Raw genomic sequence first — 12904 nt, 5'->3', positions numbered from 1 at the left:
GGTCGCGGTGGATGGTCACCACGCTGACCCCGAACTTGGTGGCCAGGTCCTGCGGGGTGGCCGAGCCCCCGGCCATGAGCGCCTCGGCGATCAGCCGCTTGCGGGTCTCGGTCTTGCGCTCCCGCGGCGTGAGTGCGGAGACCGAGCCCAGAGGTTGTGCGCTCACGGCGTTCTCCCCCTCGCTGCCCATCACCATCTCCCGCTCGCGCTCACGCCTCGACCGGCGATGCGCCGGCCGTCCCACGGCGGGGTCGGCCGGCGCACCGGTCGTACTGCCATCCTTCGGTCTCCGACGTCCTGGCGGACAGACCCCCGACGGGGGTCCGGCCGGGTCAGGAGGAGATGACGAAGTTGTTGACCGTGTCGGCGTTCTCGGTGGTGATCAGGACACAGTCGATGGCCTGCTTCTCCTCGCTGGCGCCGGTGGAGCCGGTGCGGATGAAGCTGTCCAGCTGCTCGACGGCCAGGTTGGTGCCCTCCACGATGGGCTGGACCACGGTGGCGACCATCTCGCCGGCCTTGACCGCGTTCACCGCGTCCTGGTTGCCGTCGAAGCCGAGGACCTTGATCTGGTCGATCTTGTTGGCGGCCTTGATGGCGTTGATGGCGCCGAGGGCCATCTCGTCGTTGCCCGCGATGACGCCGGTGATGTCAGGGTGCGCCGACAGCAGCGCCTCCATCTTCTCCTGGCCCTCCTGGCGGTCCCAGTTGGCGATCTCCTCGCCGACCTTCTGCAGGTCCGGGTACTGGGAGATGACCGCCTCGTAGCCGTCGGAACGGACCTGGGCGTTGTTGTCGCTCGGGTTGCCGAACAGCTCGACGTAGGTGCCGGTGTAGTTCATGGCCTCCGACCACGCCTCGGCGCCGATGGTGGCGCCCTGGGCGTTGTTGGACACGATCTGGGCGACCGCGATGCCCGTCTCGTTGATCTCGGCGTTGACCAGCGCGACCGGGATGCCGGCATCGGTGGCCCGCTGCACGATCGCGATGCTCTCCTCGGCCCCGGCCGGGTCGAGCAGGATGCCCGAGACCTTGGCATTGATGGCGGTCTCCATCAGACGCTGCTGCTCGTCCGGGTCGTTCTTGTGCGCCGAGGTGGTGGTGGTGTACCCGAGCTCGGTGGCCTTGGCCACCGCGGTGTCGACCTCCGCCTTCCAGTACGGGTTCGACGGGTCGACCGTGATGATGGCGATGGTGCCGCCCTCGCCGCCGGTGCCGGTCGAGGCCGAGCTGCTGGCCGACGAGCTGGTGGCCGCCGACGACTCGCTGGAGGTGTCGCCACCGGTCGCGCTGCTGCTCGAGCTGGTCGAGCTGCCGGAGTCACTGCCGCCGCACGCCGCGACGCCCATGAGGGCGACGCCGATGCCCGCGATCGCGACCCGCGAGAGTTTCTTGGAGAACATCGGATTCCTTCCTGGATGGGCGCTCCAGCACTGGAGCGCCGGCACTGCTGGGTACTTCGCTGTCCCTCGCACTACCGTTGGAGCAGGCACTGCGGTACTGCGGGGCGGTGCTGATCACCCCGGGCGCGAACGCGGCCGGGCCGGTGCACGTGGAGCCACGTGCACCGAGTGCCGGGCCACCCGGACCCGGTCCGACCGCAGTGGTCGGGCCGGATCCGCGCGGCGCGACGGTCCGGTCAGGCCGCCGCCGGAGGCGGCGTCGACCGGGTGCTCTGACGCAGGTTCGCCACGGCGCGACGGGCGTTCCGCCGGCGCTGCGCGATCTGCTGGATGGAGTCGACCGCCACGGCCAGGATGATCACGGCGCCGGTGACCACCTGCTGCCAGAACGGCGAGACACCGATGATGACCAGACCGTTGGCCAGGAAGCCGATGACCAGGGCACCGATGATGGTGCCGCGCACGGTGCCACGCCCGCCGGAGAGGGCGGCGCCACCGATGACCACCGCGGCGATCGCGTTCAACTCGTAGAACTGGCCGAGATCGGCGGTCGAGGAGCTGATGTTGGCGATCTGCAGGATGCCGACCAGCGCCGCGCACATGCCGGACAGCACGTAGATGCGGGTCTCGACCTTCTTGACCGGCACGCCGGACAGCTGGGCCGCGCGGGTGTTCGAACCGGTGGCGTACAGCCAGCGCCCGAACGGGGTGCGGGTCAGCAGGATCGAGAAGATGACCGCCAGGACGACCATCACCCAGGCGGAGATCGGGATGCCCAGCGGGCTGGAGGCGAACACCCCGAAGAAGCCGGTGTTGCCCAGCTCCTCCTGACCGCGCAGCTCCGCGGTGATGTTCTGGCCGTTCAGGAACACCTGGGTCAGACCACGGGCCACGTAGAGCATGCCGAGGGTGACGATGAACGGTGCCAGGTTGAGTCTGGCGATCAACAACCCGTTCACGTACCCGACGAGCATGCCCACCAGCACCGACACGATCACGATCACCCACACCTGCGGGAACAGGATGGCGTCGGTGAACGGCACGTGCAGGCCGCGGAACAGGTTGCCGGCCACGGCGCCGGTGAGCCCCACCGTGGAGCCGACCGACAGGTCGATGCCGCCGTTGAGGATGACCAGCAGCATGCCCAGCGCGATGATCGCGTTGAAGGCGACCTGCTTGATGATCGAAGTGAGGTTGCCGCCGGTCAGGTAGTTCTCGCTCATGATGGCGAAGAACGCCACGATGACGATGAGCGCGATGAGGGCCCGGCCCTCGACCAGCACCGAGTTGAGGTTGAACCGGCTGCTGCGACCGTTGCCGTTCGCGGAGCCACCCGGGGGGTTCCCCGTGCCCGATGCGGGCTTGGTCGTCGTCTCGGTCACTGCTCGGCTCCGTTCGAGTGGTGGTAGTCGCTGTCGTGCTCACCGGAGGCGGCCATGAGCTCGTCCCGGGTGGTGGTGCGAGGGTCCAGTTCGCGGACGAACCGGCCCTTGCTCATCACGACGATGCGGTGGGAGGCGGTCAGTGCCTCGCCCGCTTCGGAGGTCACGTACAGCACGGCCAGACCTCGCTTGGCCTCACGGAACAGCAGGGCGAAGATCTCGCCCTTGGCGCCGACGTCGATGCCTCGCGTCGGCTCGTCGAGCAGCAGCACCTTCGGGTCGGTCAGCAGCATCTTGCCGATGACGACCTTCTGTTGGTTGCCGCCGGACAGGGAGGTGATCGGGGCGTTCGGGCCGGCCGTCTTGACCCGGACGTCCTTGCTCTGGGCGGCGACGCGCTCGCGCTCCTTGCCGCCCTGGATGAAGAAGTTCTTCACCATCGACGGCAGACTGGACAGTGACATGTTGCGGCCCACCGACATCATCTGGACCAGGCCGTCGCGCTGCCGGTCCTCGGGGACCAGCCCGACGCCCATCTCGATGCGCTCGGCCACCGACTTGTGGGTGAAGTCGTTGCCGTGCAGCCGCACCCGGCCGCGGGAGAACTCGTCCCGGCCGGCCAGGGCCTCCATCAGTTCGGTGCGCCCGGCGCCCATCAACCCGTACAGGCAGACGATCTCGCCCTCGCGCACCTCGAGCGAGACGTCGTTGACGACGACGCGCGCGGTCTCGGAGTCGGCGACGGTCACGCCCTCGATGGACAGGGCGACGTCGCCGTAGTCGCGGGGCTCGTTGCGGAAGTCGTAGTCGGCGTCCCGGCCGACCATCTGGCGGACCACCCACGGCAGGTCGATGTTCTCGGCCCGTTCGGTGGCGACCAGGTCACCGTCGCGGAAGACGACCGCGAAGTCGGCGATCTCGATCGCCTCTTCGAGATGGTGCGAGATGTAGACGATGGCCACGCCCTGGGCGGTGAGCTCGCGGATGACCTTGAACAGCACCTCGACCTCGGCGGCCGACAGGGCCGAGGTCGGCTCGTCCATGATCAGGATGCGGGCATTCGCGGCCAGCGCGCGGGCGATCTCGATGATCTGCTGCTGGCCGACCCGCAGGTCCTGCACCAGCGTGCTCGGCTTGATGGGCTCCTCGAGGCGTTCCATCAGCTGGGCGGTGATCTCCCGCTCCTTGCCGTAATCCACCGTGCCGGCGGCGTTGCGCAGCTCGCGGCCCAGGAAGATGTTGTCCCGCACGCTGAGGTTGGCGCACAGGTTCAGTTCCTGGTGGATGATCGAGATGCCGCGGTCCACCGCGTCACTCGTGGACTTCAGCTCGACGACCTCGCCGTCCAGCTCCAGGTGCCCACCGGTCGGGGTCTCCACGCCGGACAGGATCTTCATGAGCGTCGACTTGCCGGCGCCGTTCTCGCCGAACAGCACGGTCACCTTGCCGCGACGCACGTCGAAGTTGACGCCCTTGAGTGCGCGGGTGACGCCGTAGGTCTTGGCGATGTCGACGGCGCGCAGGACCACCTCGCCGTCGGCCGGGCCGTCCAGGACGGCCGCGGAGTCGGCGGCCGTGCTCATGCGGCCACCTCGATGACCACGGGCTGGATGTTCGCCGGCTTCGCCGCCGGGACCGTGTCGCCACCGCCGGTGGCGGTCACGTTCAGCACGCCGGTGACGGTGACGGTCTGGCCGACCAGCTGGGTCGGATCGCCCAGCGGCGCCACCACGTCGGTCTGGATCAGCTTCTTGATCTCGTCGCCGACGTACTGGTACTGGGTCTGCCCGGGGGCGTCGCCGAAGCGGAAACCCATGGCGTCGCGGACGATGGTGCCGTTCACGGCAGTGGTCAGCGGGACGATGACCGGGGTCTCCCCGGACAAGCCCTCGACCTCGAGTCGCAGCGACTCGGCGGTGCTCTCCGGGGTCACGGTGCCGGTGGCGGTGACCGCGAAGTCGTACGAGCCCTCCGACGGGCTCACCGCCTCGAACTGCTCGGCGGCCGCGGCGATGCTGGCCTGGGCCGCCGGCAGCACCTCGTCCAGCGGGTCGGCCGCCTCCGGCAGCTCCGCCTTGGCCCGGTCGAACAGCTCCGTGGCCTCGGTGGTGGCGTTGAACTGCTCGGGGCCGATGTTCGCCAGCGACTCCGGGGTCTCGAACCGGGTGCACAGCAGCATGGCCACGACCAGCACGACGATCGCACCGGCCGCGATGAGGCGGTTGCGCACGCGACCGGACGAACGACTTGGGCTCTTCATCGAGACGGCTCCTTGAGAAGGCAGGCTGGTCCGAGCGCGGCGACGGCCCACCCCACGGTGTGGCTCCGGTCACAGCAACCCAGCGCCGAGAAATTACGCTCAATCCGACATCAGTGCAACACAGACTGCAAGAACTCGCTCAGGTCGTGGGGCCGAACTGGTCGGCCGTCGATCGCTGGCCGACCGCCACCGCAGCGCCGAACGGTCGAATCGTGACACATCTACCCCGCTGGGAGAGGACTCAGCGTGGCGTCTGGGCAGTGCATTCGCCCGAACGGGTATGACCGATCCCCCGTTCAGACTGAGCACAATCCTTCACTGTCACGTCCAGACGTGATCGAACCGTGACAGCTCCGGATCGCCCCGGTCGGATCTGTTCAGTTCGTGACGAAAGAACTGCCGGCGCCGGTCGCCGCCGCGGCCAGGTCCAGCAGCCGCAGGAACCCCTCGGGCGACCATCCGGCCCGCCCCACGAACAGCCCGTCGGTGTGCGGATCGCCGAGGATCGCTGCGGCGTTGTCGGCGTTGACCCCGCCGCCGTACAGCAGCGCCAGCGCCGCGGACCCGCGGCCGTGACCGTCCACCGTCTCGGCAATGACCGCCATGACCGGTGCGATCTGCTCCGGCGTGGCCGGCTGACCCGCCGTCCCGATCGCCCAGATCGGTTCGTAGGCCACGATGACCTGCCCGATCCGCTCGGCCGCCACCCGCGACAGTGCAGCCCGGACCTGGGCCGCGATGAACGTCGGCGCCTCGCCCGCCTCCCGCACCGACCGCGGCTCACCGACGCAGATGAGCGGCACCAGGTCGTGGTCGAGAGCAGCGGCGGCCTTGAGGGCCACCGTCTCGTCGGTCTCGCCGAACGACTCGCGCCGTTCCGAGTGCCCCATCTCGATGAGGCGGGCCCCGGCGTCCTTGGCCATCCGCATCGAGATCTCACCCGTACCAGCACCTTCCGGTCCCCAGTGGGCGTTCTGGGCGCCGAGCAGGTACGGCGAGTTGTCCGGCAGGCGGTCCCTGACCGCGGCGAGGGCGGTGTGCGGGGGCAGCACGAACGGCTGCAGTCCCGCCGGCGGCGGCGACGCGGTCACCACGTCGACGAAGGTCCGCGCCTCGGCGAGGGTCTTGTTCATCTTCCAGCTGGTGCCGACCCACGTCTGCGGGGATCCCATGCGCTCACGCGTCCGATCTGGTTCAATGCCCTGGTTGATCCGAGAGCGTCAGACGAACATCCCGGATCGACAGAACTTCAGGATTTCGTCAGATCGGACCGTAGTCGATCGGCTCGCCCCCGCGAGCTGCGCCCGGGGCCCGATCGAACCGGCACCCGAGGTCGTCGTGCCCGCCGACTGGTTGCAGCGGCGTCCGACCCGACCAGTGCACCGCATCGGGCGGTGTGACGCAAGTCGCATCTGCCTCGCAGCGACGTACTGTCTTGACAGCGTCCGCAGCCAGCTGCCACGGCTGCTCGAGAAGGAGAACTCAATGGCTGAGATCGCAACGGCACCGGGTGCTTCCGCCTCCGACCTGCCCACCGAGATGCAGGCCGTGATCGTGCACGGTCCGGAGAACTACCAGCTCGAGACGGTCGCCGTGCCGCGCGCCGGCGCGGGCGAGGCGCTGGTGAAGGTCGAGGCGGTCGGCATCTGCGCGTCCGATCTCAAGGCCTACCACGGTGCCGCCAAGTTCTGGGGCGACGAGAACCGTCCGGCCTGGACGGAGACCGAGGTGACCCCGGGTCATGAGTTCGTCGGCATCATCGTCGAGATCGACGACGAGGCCTCGGGCCGCTGGAACGTCCAGGCCGGTGACCGCGTCGTGGCCGAGCAGATCGTGCCGTGCGGCGAGTGCCGGTACTGCCTGCGTGGCGAGTACTGGATGTGCGGGCCGCACATCATGTTCGGGTTCAAGCGCAAGACCCCCGGCGCCATGGCCGAGTACATGGTGTTCCCGAAGGAGGCGCGGGTTCACAAGATCAGCAAGGACATCCCGCCGGCGCACGCCGCGTTCGCCGAGCCGCTGTCCTGCGCCCTGCACGCCGTCGAACGCGGCAACATCAAGTTCGAGGACGTCGTCGTGGTCGCCGGTGCCGGCCCGATCGGCCTGGGCATGATCGCCGGTGCCGCGGCCAAGAACCCGGCTGCGGTGATCGCGCTGGACATGGCCCCGGCCAAGCTTGAACTGGCCCGCAAGTGCGGCGCCACCCACACGATCAACATCGCCGAGCAGGACGCGGTGCAGATCATCAAGGACATGACCGACGGCTACGGCGCCGACGTCTACCTCGAGGGCACCGGTCACCCGTCGGCCGTCAAGCAGGGCCTCAACCTGCTGCGCAAGCTCGGGACGTACGTCGAGTACAGCGTCTTCGGCTCGGACGTCACCGTCGACTGGAGCATCATCAGCGACGACAAGGAGCTCAACGTCCTGGGCGCCCACCTGGGCCCGAACTGCTGGCCGGCCGCCATCCGCATGATCGAGTCCGGGAAACTCCCGCTCGACGAGATCTGCACCCACCAGCTGCCGATCTCGCGGTTCCAGGAGGGCCTGGACCTGGTCGCCGACGGCAAGTCCTCGATCAAGGTGTCGCTGCTCCCCGGCTGAGGCCGGGCCCGACCGACGTCGCGCAACCCCGCCGGATCGGCTGAACCTCCACCTCGACCGGCACCAGCACCACCGTGAGCACCAGGATGAGCAAGGAGATCTGAGGAAGATGAGCGAAGGTCAGCTCCGCATCGTCGTGGGCAGCGACGATGCCGGTGTCCGGTACAAGGACAGGCTCAAGGCCGATCTGCAGGCCCACCCGCGGGTCGCCGAAGTCATCGACGTCGGCGTGAACGGCGACGAGGACACCCACTACCCGCACGTGGCCGTGGCCGCGGGCCGGCTCATCCGCGAGGGCAGGGCCGACCGTGGCCTGCTCATCTGCGGCACCGGTCTCGGGGTCGCCATCAGCGCCAACAAGGTGCCGGGCATCCGCGCCGTCACCGCGCACGACGCCTTCTCGGTCGAGCGGTCGGTGCTGTCGAACAACGCCCAGGTGCTGTGCATGGGCGAGCGCGTCATCGGCCTGGAGCTGGCCCGCAAGCTCGTCAAGGAGTGGCTGCTGCACACCTTCGACGAGAGCTCGGCCTCGGCCGAGAAGGTCAACGCCATCAACGCCTACGACGCCGCCCGCGGAGCCGACGCAGACCAGGCGGAGGCCGCCGTCAGCGCCTGCTGACGCCTCGAGCAATCCCTGCGGATCCCCCGGACCGGTGACCTCCGGGGGATCCGCTGTCTCAGCCCAGCTTCGCGGCCGCGATCTGGCCGTACAGCTCGGCCCGCAGATCGGTGAACTCCACCGCGGCGCGGGTGGTCACCTGGTCCCGGCGATCCGGCAGCGGCACCGGCACGTCGGCCCGCACCCCGGCCGGAGGCCGGCCCAGCACCACCACCCGCTGACCCAGGTAGACGGACTCGTCGATGTCGTGGGTCACGAACACCACCGTCAGCGGCAGCCGGTGCCACAGGTCCCGCACGAGATCCTCGAGATCGGCCCGGGTCTGCGCGTCCACCGCGGCGAACGGCTCGTCCATCAGCAGGATCCGCGGCTGGGCCACCACCGCGCGGGCGATGGCCACCCGCTGCTGCATGCCACCGGAGAGCTGCCACGGGTACGCCCGTTCGACGTCCGGCAGGCCCACCAGGTGCAGCGCCTCGGTGACCGCCGCGCGGCGGTCGCGCTGCCCCCGGCCCGAATTCAGCAGGGCCAGATCCACGTTGTCCCGCACCGTCTTCCACGGGAACAGGCTCCGGCCGTACTCCTGGTGCACCATGGCGAGCCCGGTGGGCGGACCGGTGACCGGAGCGCCGCCCACCCGGACGGTGCCGCGACTCGGCCGGAGCAGCCCCGCCATCGCCCGGACCAGCGTCGTCTTGCCGGAGCCGGACGGCCCGATGACGCAGGCGAACTGCCCGGCGGGGATGTCCAGGCTGACCGGGGCCAGTGCGGGCACCGGCCGGCCGTCCCGCAGGTAGTCGTGCCCGACGCCGTCCAGACTGAGCCCGGATGCCGTCGGCGGCCGTGGTTCCGCGCTCACCGGACGGCTCCCGTGGCGCCGAACCACCAGGCCAGCGCCCACCGCTGCACGGCGCGGAACCCGAAGGCCAGCAGGATGCCCAGCACGCCGAGCAGCAGGATGCCGGACCACATGGCCGGGATGGCGAAGGTCTGCGAGAAGACGAGGATCGATCGGCCGAGACCGTCCCGGGCGGCGAACATCTCGCTGATCACCACCATCACCAGGGCCAGCGACAGCGCCTGCTCCAGGCCGGCGGCGATCCGCGGCCCGGCCGCCGGCAGCACCAGGTGCCGCAGCCGCTGCACCGCGGACAGGTGCAGGCCGGCCACCGTGTCCCGGGCCAGTGGGTCGATGGACCGGACCCCGTCGACGGTGTTCAGCAGCACCGGCCACACGCAGCCGACCGCGACCACGGTGATCCGCATGCCGTCGCCGATGCCGAGCACCAGCATGATGGCCGGCACCAGCAACGGCGGCGGGACCGCCCGCAGGAAGGCCAGGGTCGGCCCGAGGGCCCAGGCCAGCCGGGGCACGCTCCCGATGAGCACGCCCAGGGCGATCCCGACCACCCCGGCCAGGGCGAAGCCGGCGAGCAGCCGGACCAGGCTGGGCAGCACGTCCTGACCGATCCGGGTCGGCGTCCAGGTGGTCCCGAAGGTGTCGACGATCCGGCTCAGCGGGGGGAAGAAGAAGCTGGTGCTGCCGGCGCTGAGCGCCCACCACAGAGCGAACAGCGCGGCCGGCAGCCCGGCGAAGAGGGCCGTGCCGACGACCGCGCGCCGCAGCCGACGGCGACCGACGGTGCGCGGCGGCGCGTCCGACGCCGGACCCTCGGTGAGGTCCGTCGCGGCGGACGGCAGCTCACGGATCACCACGACGCCCCCCGGCCGATCCCGGCTCGGTGACTGACGTGCCACGGCATGAGCCGGCGTTCGGCCGCCCGGACCAGCACGTCCGCGATCACTCCGAGCACGCCGGTGACGGCGATGAGCGCGTACATCTGCGGGACCACACCACCGTCCTGGGCCAGCGCCACCGCCTTGCCCAGCCCCGCATTGCCGATGATCAGCTCGGCGGCCACCGTCATGACCAGGGCCACCGACACGCTCAGCCGCAACCCGGTCCACCAGGCCGGCAGGACCGAGGGCGCGATGAGGTGACGCAGCCGCTGGGCCGGCGACAGGTGCAGCGCGGCCGCGGTCTCCCGGGCCACCGGATCGACCTCGGCCAGCCCCGCGACGACCTGCATGAGCACCGGCCAGATCGCCGCCCACACCACCAGCAGGACCTTGGACTCGAGCTGGGTGCCGAACAGCAGGATGGCCACCGGTACCAGGGCGACGGCCGGGACCGGGCGCAGGAAGTCCAGGGTCGACGCGGTGGCCCGCCGCACCGCCGGGACGACGCCGAGCAGGAAGCCGGCGACGGTGCCGGCCAGCACGGCGGCCGCCCCGCCGACCAGCCAGCCGAGCATCGTCTGCCCGGTCGCCGTCCAGAACGACGGGCGGCCGAGCTGCTCGACGAGCGCCTCGACGACCGCACTGAGCGGCGGCAGGTGTGCCGACGGCAGCACACCGGTCCGCGGCAGCAGTTCGGCCAGGGCCAGCACCACCAGGGTGCCGCCCACCGCCCAGCGCCACCGGGCCGGGCCGCCGGCTCCGGCCGGCACGGCCGGTCCGGGATCGACGGCCGGATCGGTGCGGACGGTGGGCGACGCAGTCACAGACCGGACCAGATCACGGCATCCGGGTCGGGAGCGCTCGGCAGCAGACCGTCCTGCACGAGCAGGTCGCCCATGGTGCGCACCGAGTCGACGTCGATCTCGGTCGGGAAGCTGGGCAGCTCCAGCTGGCCGAACAGGGCCGGGTCGATGCTGGTGAACGAGGGCAGGACGTCGAGCACCGCCTGCGGGTCCTGCTCGGCCAGCGCGTCGGCCTTCGCCAGTGCCCGCACGAACCCGGCCACTGCGTCAGGCTTGGCCGCCAGGGTGTCGGCGGTGGCGAAGTAGGTCGAGACGGTCATGTCCGGATCGACGTCCTGGTACGGGTACGTCACCGCGTGCGCACCACCGTCCAGCGCCGTGGCCAGGTACGGATCGACGATCAGACCGGCGTCGATGTCGCCGCGCTCGATCGCCGCGGCCTGGTCGCCGAAGCCGATCTCGACGAACTCCACCGAGTCCGGGTCACCGCCGGCGGCGGCGATGGACGCCTTGGTGACGACCATGGCGATGTTGTTGAGCGCGTTCACGCCGATCTTCTTACCGGCCAGGTCGGCGGCCGTGGCGATGGCCGGGTCGCGGGCGATGATGGCGCAGAAGTCGACGTCACCCCCGGCCGTGGGCGCCGAGGCGGGGGCGACCGCCTGCACCGGCAGCCCCTGGCCGCTGGCCAGCAGCAGGGTGACCACATTGCTGAACCCGATGTCGAACTGGCCGCTGGTCACCGCAGGCACGATCGTCGAGCTGGTCCGGGCCGTCTCGACGGTGACGTCGAGGCCCTCCTCGGCGAAGAAGCCCTGCTCCTGGGCGATGTAGACCGGAGCGGCCTCGATGATCGGGATGACCGAGACGGACAGCGCCTGGGTCGCGCCGGACGGTGCCGCGTCGGACGAGCCGCCGGTGGCGGGCGCCGCGCTGGTGACCGGCTCGGAGCCGGACGAGGAGGACCCGCTCGACGAGCCGCTCGATGAGCCGCTCGATGAGCCGCAGCCGGCCAGGGTGAGGGTGAGGGCCGCCGTCACGGCCAGGGCAGCCGTGAACCGGCGCCGGAGAACTGACATGTTCGGTCCCGAGTGCTCGAAGGCGGCCACTGCCGCCCGATGAAGATTAGGTGAGGCTGACCTTAAAGCACCGATGGTCACCATCAGCGAGGACATGTCGGGCAGATCACCCGAGCGGGGGGAACTCCTGGCCGGATCCGGGCGTCTGCTCGAGCCTACCGGCACTCAGCGTGTCCGGAACGCCCCAGAGGGCGACCATCTCGTCGGTGATCCGCGCGACGACCGGTTCGTGGAAGGGCTCGCGCAGCATCGAGTTGTGGCCTCCGGGGATCCGGACGATCTCGTGCTCGCCGGTGAGCACGAGTGACCACCAGCGCGGGTCGTCCGGGTTCTCCGGCACGGTGATGACCACGGTCCGGCCGCCCCAGGTGGTGAGGGTGTGCCGGTTGATCAGGCGCAGGCTCTGCTCCCAGAAGACCGCGTCACGCACCTCGGGCCGGTACCGGACCAACCCGGCACCGACCAGACGGGCGTGCATCAGCCATCGCGCGGCGGCCCCGGGCGCCGGTTCGGGCGTCGGTTCGGGCACCTCGCTGCCCACCGCCTGGCGGCCGCGGGCCACCAGCGCGGGCGGCAGATTGGTGTCCAGCAGGACCACCGCCGGCACGGACTCTCCCGCGTCGGCCAGCCGCCGGGCCGTCTCCAGCGCGAGCAGGCCGCCGTACGAGTGGCCGATCAGGAGGTACGGGCCGTGCCGCTGCTGGGCGCGGAGCACCTCGAGGTGCCGGTCGACCACCCGGCGCAACGACCAGTCGGGCACCGCCCGATCGGTGTAGCCGCTGGCGTGGAAGCCGATGACCCCGGCCGTGGCCGGCAACCGCTGCGCGATGGGCAGCAGCGACAGCGCGGAGGTGCCGCCCCCGGCGAAGGCGAACACGGTGGGACCGCCCGGCGGGGTCGCCCGGAGCCGGACGGCGGTGGGTGGCAGGTCGGACGTCGCCACCCGGCTCGGGCGTCGCGTCGCCCGGGCGGGCCGGGGGGGCCGCCCCGTGCCGGCCGCCGCGGCCCGCCGGC

The 12904-nt window shown here is 70.7% G+C and carries 12 protein-coding genes; 2 read left to right on the top strand and 10 right to left on the bottom strand.

Annotated elements, in window-relative coordinates:
• Nucleotides 1-332: 332 nt before the first annotated feature.
• The 5 genes from JL106_RS17045 to JL106_RS17025 all read right to left on the bottom strand — a co-directional run bounded on the left by JL106_RS17045 (nucleotide 333) and on the right by JL106_RS17025 (nucleotide 6217).
• The gene (locus tag JL106_RS17045) at nucleotides 333-1403 is read right to left on the bottom strand and encodes a D-ribose ABC transporter substrate-binding protein (protein ID WP_205261962.1); all 1071 of its coding nucleotides are present in this window, start codon (nucleotides 1401-1403) and stop codon (nucleotides 333-335) included.
• Nucleotides 1404-1639: 236 nt separating this feature from the next.
• Complete coding sequence (locus JL106_RS17040) at nucleotides 1640-2686, bottom strand: ABC transporter permease (RefSeq protein WP_407940192.1); 1047 nt, start codon at nucleotides 2684-2686, stop codon at nucleotides 1640-1642.
• Between the two features lie 95 nt (nucleotides 2687-2781).
• Nucleotides 2782-4368, bottom strand: coding sequence for a sugar ABC transporter ATP-binding protein (locus JL106_RS17035; protein WP_205261960.1), 1587 nt, complete (start codon nucleotides 4366-4368; stop codon nucleotides 2782-2784).
• Nucleotides 4365-5045: a DUF2291 family protein gene (locus JL106_RS17030; protein ID WP_205261959.1), complete on the bottom strand. Its 681-nt coding sequence runs from the start codon at nucleotides 5043-5045 to the stop codon at nucleotides 4365-4367. Before JL106_RS17030 ends, JL106_RS17035 begins: the two co-directional genes overlap by 4 nt.
• A gap of 377 nt (nucleotides 5046-5422) precedes the next feature.
• Nucleotides 5423-6217, bottom strand: a complete 795-nt coding sequence (locus JL106_RS17025; RefSeq protein WP_205261958.1) for a triose-phosphate isomerase — start codon at nucleotides 6215-6217, stop codon at nucleotides 5423-5425.
• Nucleotides 6218-6530: 313 nt separating this feature from the next.
• Between JL106_RS17025 and JL106_RS17020 the strand changes: the two genes are divergently transcribed.
• Nucleotides 6531-7649 carry an alcohol dehydrogenase catalytic domain-containing protein gene (locus JL106_RS17020; RefSeq protein WP_205261957.1) on the top strand — a complete coding sequence of 373 codons (1119 nt, stop codon included), beginning with the start codon at nucleotides 6531-6533 and terminating at the stop codon, nucleotides 7647-7649.
• Nucleotides 7650-7758: 109 nt separating this feature from the next.
• Nucleotides 7759-8268 carry a ribose-5-phosphate isomerase gene (locus JL106_RS17015; RefSeq protein ID WP_205261956.1) on the top strand — a complete coding sequence of 170 codons (510 nt, stop codon included), beginning with the start codon at nucleotides 7759-7761 and terminating at the stop codon, nucleotides 8266-8268.
• A gap of 58 nt (nucleotides 8269-8326) precedes the next feature.
• Here JL106_RS17015 and JL106_RS17010 read toward each other — a convergent pair whose 3' ends face one another.
• From JL106_RS17010 to JL106_RS16990, 5 genes are all read right to left on the bottom strand, one after another.
• Complete coding sequence (locus JL106_RS17010) at nucleotides 8327-9127, bottom strand: ABC transporter ATP-binding protein (protein WP_205261955.1); 801 nt, start codon at nucleotides 9125-9127, stop codon at nucleotides 8327-8329.
• Complete coding sequence (locus JL106_RS22215; RefSeq protein ID WP_205261954.1) at nucleotides 9124-9984, bottom strand: ABC transporter permease; 861 nt, start codon at nucleotides 9982-9984, stop codon at nucleotides 9124-9126. The genes JL106_RS17010 and JL106_RS22215 overlap by 4 nt, the downstream gene beginning before the upstream one ends.
• Nucleotides 9978-10832, bottom strand: a complete 855-nt coding sequence (locus JL106_RS17000) for an ABC transporter permease (protein ID WP_205261953.1) — start codon at nucleotides 10830-10832, stop codon at nucleotides 9978-9980. The genes JL106_RS22215 and JL106_RS17000 overlap by 7 nt, the downstream gene beginning before the upstream one ends.
• The gene (locus JL106_RS16995) at nucleotides 10829-11986 is read right to left on the bottom strand and encodes an ABC transporter substrate-binding protein (RefSeq protein WP_205261952.1); all 1158 of its coding nucleotides are present in this window, start codon (nucleotides 11984-11986) and stop codon (nucleotides 10829-10831) included. Before JL106_RS16995 ends, JL106_RS17000 begins: the two co-directional genes overlap by 4 nt.
• A gap of 10 nt (nucleotides 11987-11996) precedes the next feature.
• The coding region (locus JL106_RS16990; protein ID WP_205261951.1) for an alpha/beta fold hydrolase at nucleotides 11997-12904 on the bottom strand (908 nt) is incomplete at its 5' end.

Source organism: Nakamurella leprariae (genome assembly GCF_016918035.1).
Lineage (GTDB): Bacteria > Actinomycetota > Actinomycetes > Mycobacteriales > Nakamurellaceae > Nakamurella > Nakamurella leprariae.
Note: the sequence above shows the minus strand (reverse complement) of the source record. Positions and strands in the feature narration are given on the sequence as shown.

Excerpts from the sequence above, each read along its gene's own strand:
- JL106_RS17045 (WP_205261962.1), bottom strand. The coding sequence starts at position 1,403 with ATGTTCTCCAAGAAACTCTCGCGGGTCGCGATCGCGGGCATCGGCGTC.
- JL106_RS17035 (WP_205261960.1), bottom strand. The coding sequence starts at position 4,368 with ATGAGCACGGCCGCCGACTCCGCGGCCGTCCTGGACGGCCCGGCCGAC.
- JL106_RS17030 (WP_205261959.1), bottom strand. The coding sequence starts at position 5,045 with ATGAAGAGCCCAAGTCGTTCGTCCGGTCGCGTGCGCAACCGCCTCATC.
- JL106_RS17025 (WP_205261958.1), bottom strand. The coding sequence starts at position 6,217 with ATGGGATCCCCGCAGACGTGGGTCGGCACCAGCTGGAAGATGAACAAG.
- JL106_RS17020 (WP_205261957.1), top strand. The coding sequence starts at position 6,531 with ATGGCTGAGATCGCAACGGCACCGGGTGCTTCCGCCTCCGACCTGCCC.
- JL106_RS17015 (WP_205261956.1), top strand. The coding sequence starts at position 7,759 with ATGAGCGAAGGTCAGCTCCGCATCGTCGTGGGCAGCGACGATGCCGGT.
- JL106_RS16995 (WP_205261952.1), bottom strand. The coding sequence starts at position 11,986 with ATGTCCTCGCTGATGGTGACCATCGGTGCTTTAAGGTCAGCCTCACCT.